General features: G+C 60.4%; 19 protein-coding genes. 7 read left to right on the forward strand and 12 right to left on the reverse strand.

The genetic code is table 11. The annotated features are described in order from the left end of the window. Nucleotides 1-83 precede the first annotated feature (83 nt). On the forward strand, nucleotides 84-659 hold the full coding sequence (locus SPE70_RS13945; protein ID WP_064170272.1) for a TetR family transcriptional regulator: 576 nt from the start codon (nucleotides 84-86) through the stop codon (nucleotides 657-659). A 188-nt stretch (nucleotides 660-847) separates the two neighbouring features. Here SPE70_RS13945 and nhoA read toward each other — a convergent pair whose 3' ends face one another. The 4 genes from nhoA to SPE70_RS13965 form a co-directional block, all read right to left on the reverse strand. Further along, nucleotides 848-1,693, reverse strand: coding sequence for an N-hydroxyarylamine O-acetyltransferase (nhoA, locus tag SPE70_RS13950; protein WP_016161153.1), 846 nt, complete (start codon nucleotides 1,691-1,693; stop codon nucleotides 848-850). 76 nt (nucleotides 1,694-1,769) lie between these two features. Next, nucleotides 1,770-3,425 carry an ABC transporter permease gene (locus SPE70_RS13955; RefSeq protein WP_064170273.1) on the reverse strand — a complete coding sequence of 552 codons (1,656 nt, stop codon included), beginning with the start codon at nucleotides 3,423-3,425 and terminating at the stop codon, nucleotides 1,770-1,772. A gap of 58 nt (nucleotides 3,426-3,483) precedes the next feature. Then, nucleotides 3,484-4,452 carry an ABC transporter substrate-binding protein gene (locus tag SPE70_RS13960; RefSeq protein WP_008804721.1) on the reverse strand — a complete coding sequence of 323 codons (969 nt, stop codon included), beginning with the start codon at nucleotides 4,450-4,452 and terminating at the stop codon, nucleotides 3,484-3,486. Then, nucleotides 4,449-5,153 (reverse strand): ABC transporter ATP-binding protein, encoded by a 705-nt coding sequence (locus SPE70_RS13965; protein WP_008804720.1) that lies wholly within the window; start codon nucleotides 5,151-5,153, stop codon nucleotides 4,449-4,451. Before SPE70_RS13965 ends, SPE70_RS13960 begins: the two co-directional genes overlap by 4 nt. 211 nt (nucleotides 5,154-5,364) lie before the next feature. On the opposite strand from SPE70_RS13965, the gene SPE70_RS13970 reads away from it, so the two are divergent. Next, the gene (locus tag SPE70_RS13970) at nucleotides 5,365-5,946 is read left to right on the forward strand and encodes a flavin reductase family protein (RefSeq protein ID WP_004151228.1); all 582 of its coding nucleotides are present in this window, start codon (nucleotides 5,365-5,367) and stop codon (nucleotides 5,944-5,946) included. 55 nt (nucleotides 5,947-6,001) lie between these two features. Here the strand turns inward: SPE70_RS13970 and SPE70_RS13975 are convergent, their stop codons facing one another. Continuing rightward, entirely contained in the window at nucleotides 6,002-6,826 is an 825-nt protein-coding gene (locus SPE70_RS13975) for a helix-turn-helix domain-containing protein (RefSeq protein ID WP_008804719.1), read from the reverse strand. A gap of 204 nt (nucleotides 6,827-7,030) precedes the next feature. On the opposite strand from SPE70_RS13975, the gene SPE70_RS13980 reads away from it, so the two are divergent. Genes SPE70_RS13980 through SPE70_RS13990 form a run of 3 tightly spaced genes read left to right on the forward strand, consistent with a single transcriptional unit; the run spans nucleotide 7,031 to nucleotide 11,664 of the window. Then, nucleotides 7,031-8,599 carry an alpha-L-rhamnosidase-related protein gene (locus SPE70_RS13980; RefSeq protein WP_064170274.1) on the forward strand — a complete coding sequence of 523 codons (1,569 nt, stop codon included), beginning with the start codon at nucleotides 7,031-7,033 and terminating at the stop codon, nucleotides 8,597-8,599. 23 nt (nucleotides 8,600-8,622) lie between these two features. Next, nucleotides 8,623-10,005, forward strand: a complete 1,383-nt coding sequence (locus tag SPE70_RS13985; protein WP_032735757.1) for an MFS transporter — start codon at nucleotides 8,623-8,625, stop codon at nucleotides 10,003-10,005. Between the two features lie 42 nt (nucleotides 10,006-10,047). Then, nucleotides 10,048-11,664 carry a carbohydrate porin gene (locus SPE70_RS13990; protein WP_049009741.1) on the forward strand — a complete coding sequence of 539 codons (1,617 nt, stop codon included), beginning with the start codon at nucleotides 10,048-10,050 and terminating at the stop codon, nucleotides 11,662-11,664. 39 nt (nucleotides 11,665-11,703) lie between these two features. Here SPE70_RS13990 and pptA read toward each other — a convergent pair whose 3' ends face one another. The 3 genes from pptA to SPE70_RS14005 all read right to left on the reverse strand — a co-directional run bounded on the left by pptA (nucleotide 11,704) and on the right by SPE70_RS14005 (nucleotide 13,707). Next, entirely contained in the window at nucleotides 11,704-11,931 is a 228-nt protein-coding gene (pptA, locus tag SPE70_RS13995) for a tautomerase PptA (protein WP_002906690.1), read from the reverse strand. A 70-nt stretch (nucleotides 11,932-12,001) separates the two neighbouring features. Next, nucleotides 12,002-12,619 (reverse strand): glutathione S-transferase family protein, encoded by a 618-nt coding sequence (locus SPE70_RS14000; protein ID WP_012968089.1) that lies wholly within the window; start codon nucleotides 12,617-12,619, stop codon nucleotides 12,002-12,004. An 83-nt stretch (nucleotides 12,620-12,702) separates the two neighbouring features. Beyond that, nucleotides 12,703-13,707, reverse strand: coding sequence for a LacI family DNA-binding transcriptional regulator (locus tag SPE70_RS14005; protein ID WP_043875203.1), 1,005 nt, complete (start codon nucleotides 13,705-13,707; stop codon nucleotides 12,703-12,705). A gap of 304 nt (nucleotides 13,708-14,011) precedes the next feature. On the opposite strand from SPE70_RS14005, the gene SPE70_RS14010 reads away from it, so the two are divergent. Both SPE70_RS14010 and SPE70_RS14015 read left to right on the forward strand, forming a co-directional pair. Continuing rightward, nucleotides 14,012-15,208 carry an L-talarate/galactarate dehydratase gene (locus tag SPE70_RS14010; protein ID WP_064170276.1) on the forward strand — a complete coding sequence of 399 codons (1,197 nt, stop codon included), beginning with the start codon at nucleotides 14,012-14,014 and terminating at the stop codon, nucleotides 15,206-15,208. A gap of 204 nt (nucleotides 15,209-15,412) precedes the next feature. Beyond that, a complete protein-coding gene (locus tag SPE70_RS14015) occupies nucleotides 15,413-16,723 on the forward strand; it encodes an MFS transporter (protein WP_032421387.1) in 1,311 nt (436 codons plus the stop codon). Nucleotides 16,724-16,788: 65 nt separating this feature from the next. On the opposite strand, the gene SPE70_RS14020 is transcribed toward SPE70_RS14015, so the two are convergent. The 4 genes from SPE70_RS14020 to SPE70_RS14035 are packed head-to-tail and all read right to left on the reverse strand — an operon-like array spanning nucleotide 16,789 to nucleotide 19,887. Further along, nucleotides 16,789-17,640, reverse strand: a complete 852-nt coding sequence (locus SPE70_RS14020) for a transporter substrate-binding domain-containing protein (protein ID WP_168443349.1) — start codon at nucleotides 17,638-17,640, stop codon at nucleotides 16,789-16,791. Nucleotides 17,641-17,678: 38 nt separating this feature from the next. Continuing rightward, the gene (locus SPE70_RS14025; protein WP_008804710.1) at nucleotides 17,679-18,458 is read right to left on the reverse strand and encodes an amino acid ABC transporter ATP-binding protein; all 780 of its coding nucleotides are present in this window, start codon (nucleotides 18,456-18,458) and stop codon (nucleotides 17,679-17,681) included. After that, nucleotides 18,442-19,368, reverse strand: a complete 927-nt coding sequence (locus SPE70_RS14030) for an amino acid ABC transporter permease (RefSeq protein WP_008804709.1) — start codon at nucleotides 19,366-19,368, stop codon at nucleotides 18,442-18,444. The genes SPE70_RS14025 and SPE70_RS14030 overlap by 17 nt, the downstream gene beginning before the upstream one ends. Nucleotides 19,369-19,377: 9 nt before the next feature. Then, nucleotides 19,378-19,887 carry a GNAT family N-acetyltransferase gene (locus SPE70_RS14035; protein WP_008804708.1) on the reverse strand — a complete coding sequence of 170 codons (510 nt, stop codon included), beginning with the start codon at nucleotides 19,885-19,887 and terminating at the stop codon, nucleotides 19,378-19,380. Between the last annotated feature and the right edge of the window lie 8 nt (nucleotides 19,888-19,895).

The raw sequence follows: 19,895 nt of genomic DNA on the forward strand, positions 1-19,895 counted from the left end.
CAGGATGGCGATCCTGCCGGAATGTTGAACGCATGTCCAACTTTTTGTTACACTCGGCCAAAGCCAGATGACAGCGGGGTTCTATGCACTATTTACAGCGGGATGCACGACGGGAAGGGATTATGCAGGCCGCCATGCGCCTGGCGCTGCGCGGCGGCTTTGCCGCCATGACCGTGCGACAGATCGCCCGCGAAGCCCAGGTGGCCGCCGGGCAACTACACCACCACTTCGCCTCCATCGGCGAGCTGAAATCGCAGGTTTTCATCCGTCTGATCCGCGAGATGCTCGATATGCCGCTGGTGGCCGAAGACGCCAGCTGGCGCGAGCGGTTATTCTCGATGATCGGCAGCGAAGATGGCCGGCTGGAGCCCTATATCCGCCTGTGGCGCGAAGGCCAGGTGCTGGCCGACAGCGACCCGGACATCAAAGCGGCCTACCTGCTGACGATGACCATGTGGCATGAAGAGACCGTCGCCATCATCGAGCAGGGCCTCGCCTGCGGCGAATTTCATTCGTCTGAACCACCGGCAGATATCGCCTGGCGTTTTATCGCCCTGGTGTGCGGCCTCGACGGGATTTACGCCCTTGGCACCCAGGCCCTGGACGATGCAGCGTTTAGCCGTTATTTGAATAAGATGATTACCATGGAATTGTTTTAGCGGACGCTGCCAGAGCGTGGCAGGGATCCATCGCGGGCACTGACTGCTGGCGGAGGCCATTGACCCCGTTGCGCCGTTAGTTTGCCGGATGGCGGCTACGCCTTATCCGGCCTGCAAAACGCTTCTATCTTCATTCGGTAGCTTTCCCCCAAGCCCGGTCAGCGCAGCGCCACCGGGTATCAGGAAATTTACTTCCCGGCTTCCGGATGGGTATCGAACGCCGCCATTACCGCCGCCAGCGCCGCTTCACTAAAGCCATGTTTAGGATCGTCGACACCCAGCCCGAAGCGGGTCTGCAGCGCTTCATACAGCGCGGAGACATCGGCAAAATCGATCTTCTCCACCACATGGTTATTCTCCCAGTGGGTAAAGTGGAAGTTGGTGAGGGTCATTTTGCCGCCGTCCGGCAGATGACGGCACATCAGCAGATGGTGACGGAAGTGAGACTGTGGCCAGTGCGCCGACCAGAAGTTGCCCATCACATAATCAGACGCATACTGGCGGCCTAAATCGAAATGGTACATCGACTGCCAGTGCTCGTGATGGTTGAACTGCAGCGTCCATTCATCCCCTTCATGCACCAGACGATAGCTGCCATGCGGCGTTTGCTGGGGGATATCGGCCAGCAGTTTGATCGGCGCGGTCAGCGTCTGGCCGCCGAAGCCGACGTCGGCGATCCAGCGCTCGCCCGCCACTTCCACCAGCAATAAACGGTGAGTACGCGGCGGCATCTGCGGCGGATTGGCCAGCACTACGCGGCCAAGCAGGCTGCGGACGTTAAAGCCTATCTCGCGCAGCACGCGCTCAAGGAGACCATTTTGCTCAAAACAATACCCCCCGCGGCGGGCGGCGATCAGCTTCTCTTCCAGCGCCCGATCGTCAAGGTGGATCTCACGCGGCAGCAGGACGTCGAGGTTTTCAAAGGGGATGGCGCTGTTATGCTGCAGATGCAATTCCCGCAGGGTATCAATGGATACATCAGGCTCACCCGTCCAGCCCAGACGGGAAAAATAGGCGCGTAAAAAGGGACTCATCAAGGCCTCCAGCTGTAGGTGTCCGACATTTATAGCCTATTTTTCCGCGCCGACCGTCTTTTTTGTGCGCTTGTCGTTAACCGCGCGTGCTGCGCTGCATCAGCGCCAGCGCCGTCAGCATCAGGACCAGACCGGTCAACAACGTCAGGCTGGCCATCGCCATGCCCTGACCGACGGAACCCTGTTCGAACTGGCGCCAGATAAACACCGCCACGGTTTGCGTACCGGCTGGAGAGAGCAGCAGCGAGGTCACCAGCTCCCGGGAGGCCACCGCGAACACCATCAGCATCGCCGCCAGCAGCGCCGGAAAGACCAGCGGCAGAACAATCAACCGCAGCGCCTGCAGTGGCGACGCCCCGTGCACCCGGGCGGCGGGCTCAAGATTGTGGCCCAGCTGGCGCAGCGCGCTGCCGACATAGCGCACCGGCCAGGGCAACAGCAGGCAGCAATAGGAGAGCAGCAACATCCACAGCGTGTTATAGGGCGAGCGCGGCCAGAAGGGCTGATTCCACAGCAGGATCAAACCGACGCCTACCACCACGCCCGGCAGCGCCGCCGGCATCAGTGACAGCGCGTCCACCATCCCGCGCCCTTTAATCTTCTGCACCATCACCAGCCAGGCGGCCAGCAGGCCCAGCGCGCCGACAATCAGCGCCGAGCCCAGGGCCAGCGACAGGCTGGTGCCGAGGGCCGACAGGGCATCCCCCTGCTGGTCAAACAGCGCCGCGAAGTGACGTAGCGTGACATTCTCAACACTCACGCCCCCTGAGAGCGTGCCCATCACGCTGGTGAGCATCATCGAGGCGGCGGGGACGCCGACCGCCAGGCCGCCGACGGCCGCCATTATCAGCACGGCGGGCAGCGTCATCCAGCCCAGCGATGCCCCGCGGTTTTCTCCCGGCTTGCCGGTGACGCTGGTGACCTCTTTCTCCCCCACCAGCCGCTTTTGCAGCCACCAGGCGAACAACGCCACCGCCATCAACAGCAGCGACAGCAGCGCGGCGCCGGTAAGGTCCACCGGCCAGTCGGCCAGCTTTTTCTCAATACCGACCGTCAGCATCACCACTCCCGCCCGGCTGCCCAGCGCCGCCGGTACACCAAACTCCTCGATAGCGAGGGTAAACGCCAACAGCGTGCCCGCCGCCAGCGCCGGGGAGAGCATCGGCAGTGTCACGTGCCAGAAGGCGCGCCAGGCGCTGGCGCCATGGACGCGGGCGACCACCGCCAGCCGGGTCCCGCTCGCCAGCAGGCTGCGGGAGACGGCAAAGTACACCACCGGGAAAATATTAAAGGTCATCACCAGCACGATACCGCTGCGGCTGAACAGCAGATCGTTCAATTGCCAGCCGGTCAGCTGCTGCAGATAGCCCTGGCTTTGCAGGGCCAGCATCCAGGAGAGCGCCGAGATATAGGGCGGCGTCAGAAAGGGGATCAAAAACAGGAGATCCCACAGTCGGGGCAGCGGCAGCGAAAACATACCGCGCAGGATGCCGAGCGGCAGGCCAATCATTACGCTGACCAGCGCCACGCCGGCGGCGATCCACAGCGTACCGCCGAGCATCGCCGGTAACTGGGGATCGGCCAGCAGCACTGAGACGCCGCCAAAGGCGTCCCCGAGCGAACCGGCGCTAAAATGGGGAAAAATCGCCTGCAGCAGAATAAATACTAACGGCAACGCGACCAGCATCACCAGGGCGGCGAGGGTCGCGCCGGAAAGGAATGTTTGTTTCACAACCGGTTCCTGAAGCTGAGGGGTCCCCCGGCGGCCAGCGCCGGAGGAACAGGAGCAATTACTGAGCGTACAGCTGACTGAAGCGGGCGAGCACGGCGCCCCGTTCGCTGCTGCCTTCGCTGGTGGTGGGCAGCACCTTCAGCGCGTCCAGTAACGGACGTTTGGCCGCCACGTCGCGGCGGGCGGGCATCAGCCAGGCATCGGCAACCCTCGCCTGACCTTCCGGCGACAGAACATAATCGATAAAGGCTTTGGCATCGTCGGCATGCTGGCTGGTTTTGAGGATCATCATCGGGCGCGGGGCAATCACCGTTCCGCTGGCCGGGAAGATCACCTTCAGCGACTCGCCCTGCTGAATATTGCCGTAGGAGACATAATCCACCGCGCCAAACACCGCCGCTTTCGCCCCCTGCATCACCGGCGTCACCGCCTGGGCGTTGGGTCCGCTGACCACCATGCCGTTCTTTTTCAGATCGTCAAACAGTTGCCAGGCCTGGTCGCCCATGCTGTTTTGCAGCCCGATCAGCAAATCCAGCGACGCGCCGGAGAGCGCCGGGTCGGGGGTTGTCACCTTGTCTTTAAACGCCGGCTGGGTGAGATCCCGCCACTCTTTCGGTTCCGGGGTACCGCTTTTACTGTTCCAGACAATGCCCAGGGCGGAGACGCCCTGGGCGATATAGTCCGCCGATTTCAGGTTCGCCGGTACCTGGTCGGCATTGGCGCTCGCAAAAGGCAGCAACCAGCCCCGCTGGTGCAGATCTTCGGCGGTATCCCACGAGGCGGAGATCAGCACATCCGCCTGCGGGTTGGCCTGCTCGGCCTCCAGTCGGGCCATTACTTTGCCGGTGGTGGCCTGGAAAACCGTCACCTTCACCCCGGTCTGTTGTTCAAAACCGCTGGCCAGGCTTTTCGCCAGCGAGCCGGGTCCGGCGGTGTAAACGGTCAGCGCATGGGCGCTGGAGAGCATCATGGCGGAAAGAGCCATCGCGAGTACCACTCCTTTCTTAACGGTCATAACGGTGTTCATGCAACTTCCCCTGAGGTTGGCGTAACGGCGCGGACAGCGGCCACGCGGCCCGCGGATAAATAGACAATCTGGTCAGCTAACAGCTCGGCTTCACGTCGATCATGGGTGACATACACGGCGGTGATGCCGAGCTGTCGCAACAGGCGGCTCATTTCGCCGCACAGCGATTCGCGCAGTTCGCTATCCAGGTTGGAGAGCGGTTCATCAAATAGCAGCACCCGCGGCGCGGCGACGATCGCCCGCGCCAGCGCCACCCGCTGCTGCTGACCGCCAGAAAGACCAGAAGGTTTACGTTCGGCGAAACCGTTGAGGCCTACCCGCGCCAGCGCCTCGCTCACCCGGCGCTCGCGTTCGCTACGGGAGACACCTCGCATGCGCAGCGGAAAGGCGACGTTCTGCGCCACGCTCATATGCGGCCAGAGGGCGTAATCCTGAAAAACCATGCCGATATCGCGCTGCTCCGGGGGCAATCCCCATCCTGCGCGAGCGACCAGCCTGTCGCCAAAGCGGATTTCGCCGCTGACCGGCACGCTCAGCCCGGCCAGCAGACGCAGCAAAGTGCTTTTGCCGCAGCCGGACGGACCCAGTAGCGCCACGATGCGGCCGGGTTCGATATGCAACGAGAAACGGTCAAGAACGGGAGTCTCTGCGAAGGCAAAAGAGACCTCCTGCAGGGTGATAGGGGTCAGCGTGCGCATCATCGCCCTCCCTTTCGGGACAGCGAGACCTGCCCGGCGGCCGACATCCGACGGGGCACGCTCACCTGGGATAACATCAGGGGAGCCAACATATTGTGATCCTCTTTGGGACTTAGTGCTGGCGACTATAGTCAGACGAGATGACGTATTGATTACATTTTCATTGCGGCTTAACGTGTTACCTGCCAACCGACCCATTATTCAAGGAACGCCTATGAGCCGCTTTCGCCACGTTGAACTGCAGTACGCCAGCCGCCTGCTCAACCACGGCCCGACCATTTTGATCACCAGCTACGATGCCCCGTCTGACCGGCGCAACGTCATGGCCGCCGCCTGGTCAATGCCGGTGGAATTCGCCCCGCCGCGGGTGGCTATCGTGGTGGATAAAAGCACCTGGACGCGGGAGATCATCGAGCGCAACGGCACCTTCGGCATTGTGGTTCCCGGCGTCGCCGCCGCCAGCTGGACCTACGCCGTCGGCAGCGTCAGCGGCCGCGATGAGGACAAATTCAATGCCTGGGGGATCCCGGTAGTGACCGGTCCGGAGCTGGGATTGCCGCTGATCGAGGAGAAGTGTCTGGCATGGATGGAGTGCCGACTGCTGCCGGCGACGGCGGCCCAGACCCAGTACGACACCCTGTTCGGGGAGGTGGTGTCTGCCGCTGCCGATGAACGCGCATTCGTCACCGGACGCTGGCAGTTCGACGATGATAAGCTCAATACCCTGCATCATCTTGGCACCGGCAATTTTGTCGCCAGCGGTCGTCATGTGCGGGCAAACTCCCTCGACGAGTAAGCGTGACTTGCCGCAGGCGGCAGGTTTTTCCCCTGCCCAGCCTGCGGCCCCCCTTTTAACCCGGTGGGCGGCGGCGATCGGCGCTGGGGGTCAGGCCAAACACTTTTTTATACAGAGTGGTAAAGTGGTTGCTGTTGGCGAAGCCGCACAGATAAGCCACTTCGGTAATGGACATCTCCGTTTCACGTAATTTGACCCGCGCGGAGACCAGTCGCAGACGTTTCAGATAATTATCCGGCGTTAAGCCCGTGGCCTCTTTAATATGGCGAAACGCCGTGCGGGTGGTGAGATGAAATTGCTCCGCCAGTTGCTGCCAGTTATGTTCTTCGAAACAGTGCTCCTGCAGCCAGGTGAGTAATTTATGCAGTTTATAGCGGGTGCTGCTATATTCGGCTTCCGACTCGGCTGTGAGAATGGTGGTCACCAGCTGGAAAAAGAGAGACTCCCGTTGCGGGGTATTATCCGCCGCCCTCAGCGCCGGGGAAAATATCTTTTCCACCAGTTCCCGACAATAGCTGCGGGTCTCCGGCGCCAGCCAGCCATAGCAGGCGGCACGCTGCGCCGATAATTGCTGCAGCAATCCCTCCATCTGCTGTAAATAGCGAAAGGCCACCGCCGGATTAATTAAGACATTAATCAGCTTCAGCGTCCCCAGTTCATCATAATAGTGGACATCGCCAGGCTGGACGTAAAATACATCGCCCTGCTGGATGTACAGCGGGCGGCCATTAATAACGTGTAATCCATGCCCCTCCTCGACGATCACCAGCTCGGCAAACTCGTGGCCATGCTCCTGGCTATTATCTTCCGGGTCGCTGGCGTACATGCCGAGCTTATCCTGGGGATGGGTGAAATAATACTCAACGGTCAGTGTCATCATTACAGCAAATCCTGAACAGCCTGGTGCGCAGGGGCACGATAATCTATTCCGGCCTTCGCCACGCGCCCGATGTGCGGATTTGTGATCGCCAGCGCCCCCACCTCATTATTCCTGCCATTTTCACTGACGGTTTGGCATTGCCAGAGTGGTGGCGCCGCCAGACGACGGCCTATGCTGCGCCTAACCTAATGGAGAGGACGCAGTATGTCACAGGCAATTCAATACAATTCCAGTGTGGCGATGACCCGCCATCCGCATTTATTACAGCGTGCGGCCGCCCTGACGCCCGCGCTACATCGTCAGCGCCAGGCGCCGCAGGCCATCGTCGAAGCCGTCGCCGATCCGGCGGCGCTGAACGGCTGGCGGGGACACACCGTCTGCACGCCTGAGCAGTTTTATCAGCAGCCGCTTCGCGTCGGCGACAGCATCATCATTGATTTTGGCAGCCATTTTGTTGGCTACCTGCAGTTCAGCTGCCGCAGCGTCGGCAGCCCGCCGGATGCCCCGGCCCATATGCACTTCACCTTCGGCGAAACGCTGAGCGAAGTCTGCGAGCCGTTCAGCGAGTACCAGGGGTGGCTGAGCAGTAGCTGGTTGCAGCAACAGGATCTGTGGCTCGACGTCCTGCCCGCCCGGGTTGACCTGCCGCGTCGCTACTGCCTGCGCTACCTGAAGGTGGAGGTCAAAGCGCTGTCGCGCAAATTTCGTCTGCAGTTCGATGAGATAGCCCTGGAAACCGTTACCTCAGCCGGCAGCCCGCAGCCGGCGGTCATCGCCGATCCGCAGTTGAAAGCCATTGATAGCGTCGCGGTTCGCACCCTGCAAAACTGCATGCAGGAGGTATTTGAGGATGGGCCGAAACGCGACCGTCGGCTGTGGCTCGGCGACCTGCGCCTGCAGGCGTTGGTCAATGACGTGACCTTCGGCCACCACGATCTGGTCCGCCGCTGCCTGTACTTGTTTGCCGGCCATACCCGGGAAGACGGCATGGTCTCCGCCAATGTCTTTGTCCAGCCTGATGTGCGCGCCGATGACACCTTTCTCTTTGATTATTCATTATTTTTTATCGACGTACTTTATAACTACCTGCGAAGCACCGGCGACACGGAAACCGTCGGTGAGCTGTGGCCCACGGCGCGGCGGCAAATCGAGCTGGCGCTGACCCGCTGCGATCCCCACGGTCTGGTGCGCGACAGCGATGACTGGTGGGCATTTATCGACTGGCAGGCAGAGCTGAATAAACAGTCGTCGGCGCAGGGGGTGCTTATCTACTGCCTGCAGCGTGCCCTCTGGCTGGCGCAGCGTGTTGAACCGCAGCGGGTAGCCGACTACACCGCTACGCTCGCGCAGCTGAAAGAGGCCGCCCTCCGCCACCTGTGGGACAGCGAGCGGCAGGTGTTTATCAGCGGCGCCGCGCGCCAGGTCTCATGGGCATCGCAGATCTGGCTGGTACTGGCGGAGGTTGGCACCGCCGGGCAGCGGCAAGCGCTGATGCGCCGCCTGCAGCAACAGCCGCCCGCCATTGCCATGAATACCCCGTACTTGCGCCATCATCACATTGTCGCCCTGCTGCAGTGCGGCCTGCGCGAGGAGGCGGTGGCGGAGATCAAAGCCTACTGGGGGGCGATGGTTGACTACGGCGCCGACACCTTCTGGGAAATTTTCGACCCACAGCATCCTGACTTTTCCCCGTATGGCAGTAAGCTCATTAACAGTTACTGCCATGCGTGGAGCTGTACCCCGGCCTGGTTTATTCGCCAGTACGGACTTTAACAACAACGATAAGCGAGTGATTTATGGCAGAAACAACGTTTACCCTGTGGCGGCAGCGCCTTGGCTATGGCATTGCCGATCTCTCCTGCAACCTTGTGTGGCAGATGATCTCTCTGTATCTGATGTTCTTTTACACCGACGTGATGGGTCTCCCGGCCTATTACGTCGGGCTGATGTTCCTGGTTACCCGGCTGGTGGACGGCGTGGCCGACGTGCTGATGGGGCTGGTAATCGACAATACTGCCACCCGCTGGGGGCGCTGCCGTCCCTGGCTGCTGATCGGCGCCCTGCCTTTTGGTCTGCTGTGTATTCTGGCCTTTTATGTGCCGGATTTCGGCACCACTGGCAAACTGCTGTACGCCTTTATCACCTATCTGTGTCTGTCGTTCCTCTACACCCTGGTGAACATTCCGTTCTGCGCCATGCTGCCGTTTTTAACCAGTGATTCCGCAGAGCGCACCACGCTGTCGGCGGTACGTATTCTGCTGGGATCCCTCGGGGCCACCATCGTCGCCGTGGCCACCCTGCCGCTGGTCGGCATGCTGGGCAAAGGCGACCAGCAGCAGGGGTTCCTCTATACCGCAGTGATTTTTGGCGTACTGGCGGCCTTTTTCCTGCTGGTGAGCTTTCGCAACGTCGAAGAAAAGATCACCCTCACCGGGGAGCGCATGACCCTGAAACGCGCCTGGATTAGCCTGCGCGCCAATCGTCCGTGGTGGATCTTCGCCAGCAATATATTTCTGATGTGGGGGGCATTCTTCTTTCAGACCGGAGCGCTGGTGTACTTCTTCCACTATTACGTCGGGAATACCGAGCTGACGGCGGTTATCGCCGGGATCTCCACCTTCGTTCCCCTGCTCGGCACCCTCACCGTCCCGCTGCTGGCCCGACGCATGAAAAAACGTCATGTCTATCTGGTGGCCAGCGCGGTCAATCTGCTCGGGATGGGGATGATGATGCTGTCTGGCACCTACGCGCTGGGGCTGATCGTCGGGGCGGTGATCCTCTCCCTTGGCGCCGGTCAGCGCACGGCTATCTATTTCTCGATGCAGGCCGACCCGGTGGATTACGGCGTGTGGAAAACCGGCATTAATACCGCGGGTATCCTGACCTCGATAAACGGCTTTCTTGGCAAGGTGGCGATGGCCGGCGCCGGGGCGATCACCGGGGCACTGCTCTCCTCCGGCGGCTATATCGCCAACCAGGCGCAAAGCGACAGCGCCCTGTTGGCCATCAAGGCCTGCTATCTGTACATTCCGGCGCTGTTGATCCTCGCCTCGATGCTGTGGATGGGCCGCTTCTACCGCCTCGACGATCACTATGAGCAGATCCGTGCCGACCTCGATGCCGGACGCGGCGCCTCGCCAGCCCCGGCCCCGACCACCGGAGAATCCCCCGCCATGTAAGGCACCCCGCTGCTTTAACCTCTGGATAAATTAAGGACTTTTATGCGTATATCTGTGATTAGCGCAGCGGTTTGCTGCGCCCTTTTTCCGCTCACCAGCGTCAGCGCCGCCGGGTTGAGCGTCGAACAACGGCTGGCGCAGCTCGAAGCGCGCCTCAATCTCGCCGAACAGCAGGCCAGCGAAGCCAGCCGCCGCGCGCAGCGGGCAGAACAGCAAACCGCCGCCGCCGAACAGCGCGCGGCGGCGGCGGAGCAGCAGGTGCAGGCGCTCAGCCAACAGACCTCGGCTCGCGAACAAAAACAGCAGGCCACCAATCAGCAACTGAGCGAGCAGCTGGCGAAACGCGCCCCGGACGATGGCTTTACCTTTAACGCCTATGCCCGTTCCGGAATGTTAGTCAACAGCCACGGCAAAGGCGCCCGCGGCGGGCCAGGCATCTCCCCGGCCAGTTCGCTCAACGGCGATGCCCACGTTGGTCGTCTCGGCAACGAAAAAGATAATTACGCTGAGCTGAGCTTTGGCAAAAAGCTCACCTTTAACGATGGCTCATGGGCGCGCTTCAAGACCATGCTCGCCGACGGGGCCACCAACCCGGATCCGTGGGTTCAGGACAACGACAGCCACCATCTGAACATTCGTCAGCTGTACGTCGAGATGGGCGACTTCGCCGAGTTCACCGGGCCGTTAAAACGCGCCTCGATCTGGGCCGGCAAGCGCTTCGATCGGGATAACTTCGATATCCACTTTACCGATAGCGACATTATGTTCCTCGGTGGCACCGGCGGCGGGATCAATGATGTCGACTGGGGAAGCGGCCTGCGCGGCGATTATTCGGTGTATGCGCGTAACTTCGGCGACCTTGGCAGCGATAATTACGCGGATAATGACATCCAGAATCTGCTGTTCACCGCCAACCATTTTTACGGCAACTGGCAGCTGATGACCACGGTGATGACCGCCCAGGGTAACGATGACCTGAAAGATAATACCTCGACCACCGGGAGCTATGCCCTGCGCAGCGATAACACCGCCAAAAACGGCTACTACGCGATGCTGGCCCTGCACGACAAACAGCAGTTCTACGGCCTGGCGCCGGGGGTGTCGGAAAGCGCCCTGCAGTACGGCGTCGGGCTGGGCGCCGAAGCGCGTCAGCCGGGGAGCGATGGCGACCTGACCGAGAACGCGGCCTCCCTGCGCTTTGCGTCGTACGGGATCCTGCCGCTGGGGAAAAACTGGCAGCTGGCGCCGTCGGTGATAGCCCAGCACAGCGAAGACCGCTATCGCGACGGCGACCGCTACGACTGGGCGACGTTTAACCTGCGGGTATCGCAAGGGATCTCCGCTCACTTCGCCCTGCTGTATGAGGCCTCGTGGCAGTATATGGATCTCAATCCGAACGGGCGCAGCTATCGCTATAATGACAACGTTTATCAGTATCAGGCGGTCCGCGGTGATTTCTACAAGCTGACCTTCGCCCCCACCTTTAAAGTGGGCGATGTGTTTGATATCAAAGCGCGGCCGGAGATACGTTTCTTTGTCACGTGGATGAACTGGGATAAAGACCTGGATCGTTATGCGATCAACGATGATTTCGGCAGCAAAGGCTTTACCGCTGGCGGGACATGGAACTTCGGCGTGCAGACGGAGATTTGGTTCTGACCGAGCGTCACTGGCGGGCATCATGCCCGCCAGTGGCAATTACATGCTATAACCCGGCTTCTTTATCAGCTGCGCCATCTGCGGGGCGATCTCACTGTCCCACACCGCCTGCCACGCGTCCGGCTCAACCTGAGTCAGCGCGACGCTGACGGCGCTCTCTTTGCTGTTCAGATGGCGGATCAGCACCTCTGTGATGTCGGCGGCCAGCGCGGTTTTTTGTTCGTCAGTCAGTTCACGGGGAAAACATTTAATATCTACATGCGGCATAGCAAAGACTCCTTGTGGTCAGAGCCATAACGCTACCACAGAATGGCCGTTCTGGTTGCCATCGCGTGCGTTAAATCAGCTTGTTACGGCGTAGCGCCGCGGCCAGTTCCGGTCGCTGACAGACCGCCCGGGCGATGGCGGCGAATTTTGGCGCGTGGTCGTCAAACCACGCCTGTCGCGGCCCCCAGCTGTACATCGCCGCGATATAGCAATCCAGCAACGTTACCGACGAGCCCAGCGCCCACGGCCCGGCAGCCAGCTGCTGTTCGAACCAGAGATAGAGATTTTTCCGGTACTGGCGACAATTCTCCACCAGCTGCTCCGCGGCGGCGGGCGCCCAGCGTTCCGGATAATCGGCATAGGTAAAGGTAGGATAGACGTTGGCCACCAGCCAGACCAGCAGACGCTGGAACTGTTGACGCTGCGGCGTCCCCGGCGCGGGGGCCAGATCGGGACGCTGATCGAGGATCATCAGCGCGATGGCGGCGGTTTCGGTCATGATGCTCCCGTCGGCCAGCTGCAGGGTAGGCACCTGGCACAGCGGGTTAATCTGCCGCAGACGCTCGCGCGCCGGACCGGGCTGGTCAAAGCCCTCCACGTCAACCACCTCGTAGGGAATATCGGCCAGGGAGAGCATCAGCTCGCTAATCGTCGAGCCCCATCCCGGCACGCCATAAACGGTAATCATGGTCTGCCTCCAGGGTAAAGCCTAAGTGTAGGCAGAAATTCGCCGCTCACCCACCCGGCACACCATGCCCTGAAAAGGCAGGCCTACGCCGATTCTCGTGCCACCAGCTGAAAGCCGATATCTATAATCACCCCGCTGTCTTCTCCCCCTTCGATGCGGTCAGCCAGCAGCGTAGCGGCCCGTTCACCGATGGCATGACGGTCGACGCTGACGGTAGTGATAGCCGGACGATTGCTGGCGGCGAAATCCAGATCGCCAAAACCGATCACCGCCAGATCCTGCGGTACGCGTAGCCCCCGGCTTTCGGCTTCCATAATCGCCCCCTGGGCGAGGGTGTCTGAGCTGCAGATGATCACATCAAACTCGCTGGCGGCGAGCAGCTCCGCCAGACCGCGCCGCCCCAGCGCCAGCGACGCCGGGAGCGGCACTTCAACCTGAGGCGCATCGTCCAGCCCTTTTTTAGCCAGTCGGGCACAGAGCCCCTGCTTACGCAACATCGCGCGCGCATCGCCCGCCCACAGCAGGCCTGGTCGCTGGTAGCCTTTCTCCAGTACATACTCGCCAATGGTTTCGCCCACTTTTTCATGGGAAAAACCGACCAGCATATCCAGCGGCGTCGGGGTGAGATCCCAGATTTCCACCACCGGCGTGGCGGCGTTAAGAATCGTTTTCTTTAACAGCGGCGCATGCTGGATGCCGGTTAACACCACGCCATCAGGGCGCCGCGAAAGCAAGGTAGAGACCAGCTCGGCCTCGGTCTGCCGGTCATAGCCCGCCACGCACAGCAGCATATGGTAGCCGCGCGCCGCCAGGGTATCGCTCAGCGCCTGGATGGTATCGACAAACATATTGTTATTGATTTGCGGTACCACGACCGCCACCAGCTTGCTGCGCCTGGAGGCGAGGCCGCCGGCCAGCGCATTGGGGATATAGCCCGTCGCCTGCACCGCCAGCATCACTTTCTCTACCGTTTTTGGCCTGACCAGCTGGGGCGTATTCAGCGCCCGACTGACCGTCATCGGCGACAACCCGGCGCTGCGAGCCACATCCTCCAGCGTCGGCGCCCGCGTCGGTTTTTTGCTTTTCACGGCTAAGCCCCTGTGTTAAGTCGTTTCCTGTGGGCATTATTGATGATGCCCCACGCAATTGCCAGCGCCCGCCGCGTCTCCCCTAACAGAATCAACGACCTGCAATATAAAATGTTATCGCTATCATTATGACTTGTCACTTTTCACAAACTGTTTTGGATTGTGACCTGCACAGCAAAGTTTTCGCCTTTATAACGGCCAATTGTGATCGTTTGTACAAATTAAAACCACTAGCGTAGCGTCAAAAGCATTTCACCATTACAAATGATAGCGCAATCATTTTATTATCAAAAAGGACACCACTATGACCTCAAGCGCCAATTCCGAGTCCGTAACCTACGCCAAAGCTTTCGGCGTCAAAACCGCCGCTGAAACCGGTGACCGCATTGACCACGTTAAACTGTCGCTGGCTTTTCTGCCGCTGGCCACCCCCGTCAGCGATGCCAAAGTGCTGACCGGTCGCCAAAAACCGCTGACCGAAGTGGCGATTATCATCGCGGAAATTCACTCCCGGGATGGATTCACCGGCGTCGGCTTTAGCTACTCGAAACGTGCCGGCGGCCAGGGTATTTACGCTCACGCCAAAGAGATAGCCGATAATCTGCTTGGCGAAGATCCGAACGACATCGACAAGATCTACACCAAACTGCTGTGGGCCGGGGCTTCCGTCGGCCGTAGCGGCATGGCGGTACAAGCTATCTCCCCTATCGATATTGCCCTGTGGGATATGAAAGCCAAACGCGCCGGTCTACCGCTGGCCAAACTGCTGGGTTCACATCGTGATTCCGTGCAGTGCTACAACACTTCCGGCGGCTTCCTGCATACCCCCCTGGATCAGGTGTTGAAAAACGTGGCTATCTCCCGTGAAAACGGCATCGGCGGGATTAAACTAAAAGTCGGTCAGCCTAATACTGCCGAGGATATCCGTCGTCTGACGGCGGTGCGCGAAGTGCTGGGTGATGACTTCCCGCTGATGGTCGATGCCAACCAGCAGTGGGATCGCGAAACCGCCATTCGCATGGGGCGCAAAATGGAGCCGTTCAATCTGATCTGGATTGAGGAGCCGCTGGATGCCTATGACGTCGAAGGCCACGCGCAGCTGTCCGCCGCGCTGGATACGCCGATTGCCACCGGCGAGATGCTGACCAGCTTCCGCGAACATGAGCAGTTGATCCTCGGCAACGCCAGCGACTTCGTGCAACCGGATGCCCCGCGCGTCGGTGGGATCTCCCCGTTCCTGAAAATAATGGATCTGGCCGCGAAGCACGGTCGCAAGCTGGCTCCGCACTTTGCCATGGAGGTGCACCTGCATCTCGCCGCCGCCTACCCGCTGGAGCCATGGCTGGAGCACTTCGAGTGGCTGAACCCGCTGTTTAACGAGCAGCTAGAACTGCGCGATGGGCGGATGTGGGTTTCCGAACGCCATGGTCTGGGCTTCACCCTCAGCGAGCAGGCCCGCCGCTGGACCCAGCAAAGCTGCGAGTTTGGAACTCGCCCGTAATGACTTTTCCCGGATGACGGCGTCCACGCCTTATCCGGGCTACCGGTCCGCAGACCACTGAGAACCCGTAGCCCCGGTAAGCGCAGCGTCACCGGGAATAAACCTCTGACCCGCTGTACTCGCAATACACGAAATCCGTCAGCAAGCATCAAAGCGGCCTGAAAGATGACGTGTCTTCACAACCCTGCAAAGGAGTTGAATAACATGCAACAGCAAATAAAACGCAGCAACGTGCGTTACGGTATATTGGTTTTTTTATTTCTCGCGACCGTATTTAATTATGCTGACCGGGCCACCCTGTCCGTTGTCGCGCCGATGATGAGTAAAGAGTTAGGTTTTGACCCTGAAGCAATGGGCCTGGCCTTTTCGGTGTTTGGTATTTCCTACGTCATTATGCAAATCCCCGGCGGCTGGCTGCTGGATAAATATGGTTCGCGGTTGGTCTACGGCTGCGCGCTGATTGGCTGGTCGGTCGTCACTATGTTTCAGGGCACTATTTATCTGTTTGCCAGTCCGCTGGTGGTGCTGGTGATCCTGCGTCTGATGATGGGGGCCATTGAAGCGCCCGCTTTTCCGGCCAACAGTCGCCTGAGCGTCCAGTGGTTCCCCAATAAAGAGCGTGGATTTGTCACCTCGGTCTATCAGGCCGCGCAGTATATTTCGCTGGGCATTATTACGCCGCTGATGACCATCATTCTGCATAATTTAAGCTGGCACTATGTCTTTTATTATATTGGCGCTATCGGGGTGGTGCTGGGAATATTCTGGCTGGTAAAAGTGAAGGATCCTTCACATCATCCTAAAATTAACCCGCAGGAGCTCGATTATATTCGTGAAGGCGGCGGCGTACCGGAATTAGGTAGCCAAAAAACGCCGCAAAAATTAACTCTCGCGCAGATTAAAAGCGTCTGCGTCAATCGCATGATGATCGGGGTTTATATCGGCCAGTTCTGCGTCACATCGATTACCTGGTTCTTCCTCACCTGGTTTCCGACTTACCTCTACCAGGCCAAAGGCATGTCAATCCTCAAGGTCGGGTTTGTCGCCAGTATCCCGGCCATAGCTGGATTTATCGGTGGCCTGCTGGGCGGCGTGTTTTCGGACTGGCTGCTGAAACGCGGTTACAGTCTGACCACCGCTCGTAAGCTCCCGGTGATCTGCGGCATGCTGCTCTCCTGCGTCATTGTCGTCGCCAACTACACCTCCTCGGAAGTGGTGGTAATCGCCGCCATGAGTCTGGCGTTCTTTGCCAAAGGTTTCGGGAACCTCGGCTGGTGCGTGCTGAGCGACACCTCGCCGAAAGAGATGCTCGGTATTGCCGGTGGCGTGTTCAATATGTGCGGCAACCTGGCGAGCATCATTACCCCGCTGGTCATCGGGGTGATCCTCGCCAACACCCACTCGTTTGATTACGCCATCCTCTACGTCGGTTCCATGGGCGTGCTGGGCCTGTTCTCCTATCTGTTTATCGTTGGGCCGCTGGATCGCTTGACGCTCACTCCGCGCACCGTTTGATTGAAGACCCTGGCGAGCATTCGCCTCCGCTGTTTCGCGTCGTACTCCGGCGAAACAGCGGTTTTTTAGTAGGTTATCCCCGGCGGGTTGACCACCGACTGCGCCACCGCCTCGCCCTGCTCTCCCCAGCGCGCCAGCACCTGCTGATATTCACCGCGGGCAATCGCCCCGTCGAGGGCTGCCTGCAGGGCAAAGACCAGGCCGTTGCCTTTTTTGGTGGTTGTCGCCACCCACGCTTTTTTCGGCCCCAGGCCCACCACCCGGGTCTGGCCGTTAAGGGCGGCCTTATAGGCTGCCACCGACTGCGGGCCGAAAAAGATATCCGCTCGCCCGGACTGGATATAGAGGTTGCCGGAGGCATCATCGGTCAGGTAGACCGGCTGGGCCTGCGGCCGTCCGGCGGCACGGTTGTCCTCATTCCAGCCCAGCAGGATCAGCTCCTGATTGGTGCCGGACCCGACGATCACTTTGCGCCCGGCGAGGTCGGCGGGTCCGTTTACCGCGGCGATGTCGCTGGTGGATTTCACCGAGAAGGCCAGGGAGTCCACCCGGTAAGTCGCAAAATCGAACTTCTCTTTGCGCTTCTCGGTTACCGCGATATTGATCAGCGCCACATCGTAGCGGCCGGAGGCGATGCCCAGCGGCCAGTCCTCCCACGCGGTGGGCACCAGCCTGAGTTTCAGGCCAAGGCTTCCGGCCAGCAGGCGGGCCATATCCGGGTCGCTGCCGATCCGCGTGCGGTTGTCGCTGGCCAGCAGCGCCAGCGGCGGCGAATTGAGCGCCGAGATCGCCACCGTCAGCGTCCCCGGCTCGACGAAGCGATAGCCCGGCGGAATTTTCGCTATCGCCTGCGGGTCGCGGGTGACCGGCAATGGCTGCTCATTGGCACGCAGATCCAGCGCCGCGTGAGCGCTCATGGCAAAAGCGCTGAGAACAAGGGTCATTAGCGCTCTGTTCATGACGGCAGTACCCTGGATAAAAACTGTCGGGTACGCGGATGCTGCGGATGGTTGAGCACCTCGTCGCTGCTGCCCTGCTCGACGATCCTGCCGTCGACCATAAACACCACCTGGTCGGCCACCTCGCGGGCAAAGCCTACCTCGTGGGTCACCACCACCAGGGTGGTACCGGAGCGCGCCAGCTTCTTGATGACATCCAGTACCTCGCCCACCAGCTCGGGATCCAGCGCCGAGGTGGGCTCATCAAACAGGATCACCCGCGGGTCCAGTGCCAGCGCCCGGGCAATCGCGATACGCTGCTGCTGCCCGCCGGAGAGATGCCGCGACCAGGCGTCGGCTTTATTGCGCAGTCCGACAACGTCCAGCAGCTCATAGGCGCGGGCAATGGCCTCTTTGCGCGTGACCTGCTTGTGGGCGATCGGCGCCTCAATCAGGTTCTCCAGCACCGTCAGGTGCGGAAACAGGTTAAAGTTCTGGAACACGTAGCCGACGTTGATCCGCTGGCGGAGGATCTCCTTCTCTTTCATCTCATACAGCTTGTCGCCTTTGCGGCGATAACCGATATAGTCGCCATCAATCTGAATAAATCCCTCATCGACACGTTCGAGGTGATTGATGGTGCGCAGCAGCGTGGACTTGCCCGAGCCGGAAGGGCCGAGGATCACCGTCACCGTGCCCGGGGGGATCTCCAGCGACACATCGTCCAGCGCCTTGTGGCGGCCATAGTATTTGCTGACCCCGGTGATAGAGATATGGCCATTATGAGAGCTGGGCATGAACGGCCTCCTGCGGCTGTGGTTGACGTGCGGGTTGATTCAGACGACTGCTGCGGGCGCTGTTTACCGCCGAGCGGCGCTCGCTGCGCGCCAGGGCGCGTTCCACCAGATACTGAATGGCGGAGAGGACGCTGGTGATCGCCAGATACCAGGCGGCGCCAACCATCAACAGCGGGATCACCTCCTGGGTACGGTTGTAGATCATCTGGATGGTGTAGAACAGTTCCGGCATCGCCAGGACGTACACCATCGCCGTTCCCTTGGCCAGACTGATGATCTCATTGAAGCCGGAGGGCAGGATGGTGCGCAGCGCCTGCGGCAGAATAATGCGCAGCGTACGTCGCCAGGCGGGAAGCCCCAGTGCAGCGGCGGCTTCATACTGCCCATGGTCGACCCCTAAAAAGCCGCCGCGAATAATCTCCGCGGTATAGGCGCTCTGCACCAGCGTCAGGCCCACCACCGCCGTGGAGAATTGCCCCAGCACGTTAATGGTCTGATAGCTGGCCCAGGTGACGCCGGTAAAGGGGATCCCCAGCGACAGGGTGTCGTAGAGATAGGAAAAGTTGTACAGAATAATCAGCACCACAATCAGCGGCAGCGAGCGAAACAGCCAGATATAACCCCAGGCGAGGCTGCTGAGCAGCCACGATGAGGATAAGCGGGCCAGCGCCAGCAGGCCGCCGAAGATCACGCTCAGCACCGTGCCGAGCAGGGTCAGGAGCAGGGTTTGTCCCAGCCCCTCGAGGATCACCGGGTCGAAGAACCAGCGGGCGAAGACGCCCCACTCCCAGCGCGGGTTAAAGGCCACCGACTGGATCACCACCGCCAGCACCAGCAGGGCGACCAGGGCCCCGACCACCCGCAGCGGATAGCGCGCCGGCACCACTTTTATTGTTTCAGATGAATGCATCATGCCTCCTCAAGCGCTGTGACTGAAGGCGCTCACCGCCAGCGCTTTAGTGAACCGCAGCCGGCCATCGTACGGCGGCTGACTGTACTCTTCCGGGTCTCGCGTGAGGTCAAACTGCGCCTCATACCCCTGGCTGAGATAGAGCTTTACCGCCTCCGGCTGACGGAAGCCGGTAGTCAGGTAGATATGGCTGTACCCGGCCAGCACCGCCCGCCGCTCCAGCTCCTGGACCACCTTCGCCGCCAGCCCCTGCTGGCGCAGACGGCGGTGCGTCCAGATACGTTTGATCTCCGCGGTGTGGCGATCTTTCGGTTTATAAGCGCCGGTGGCGATAATTTCACCCTCACGCTCAAGGACGATAAACAGCCCCTGCGGCGGCAAATACCACTCAGTCAACTCCACTTCCGCATCGCGGGAAAAATAGTCGCCGTAGCGGGCGGCATATTCGGCAAACAGCCCGCTAATAATCGGCTGCAGCTCCGGTGCGTCCGGAGAAATATCGCGGAATGCTTCGCTCATCGCGCCTC

Origin of the sequence: Klebsiella sp. ZJOU C1 (assembly GCF_035620215.1) — a bacterium.
In the GTDB taxonomy this organism is placed as follows: Bacteria; Pseudomonadota; Gammaproteobacteria; order Enterobacterales; family Enterobacteriaceae; genus Klebsiella; species Klebsiella variicola.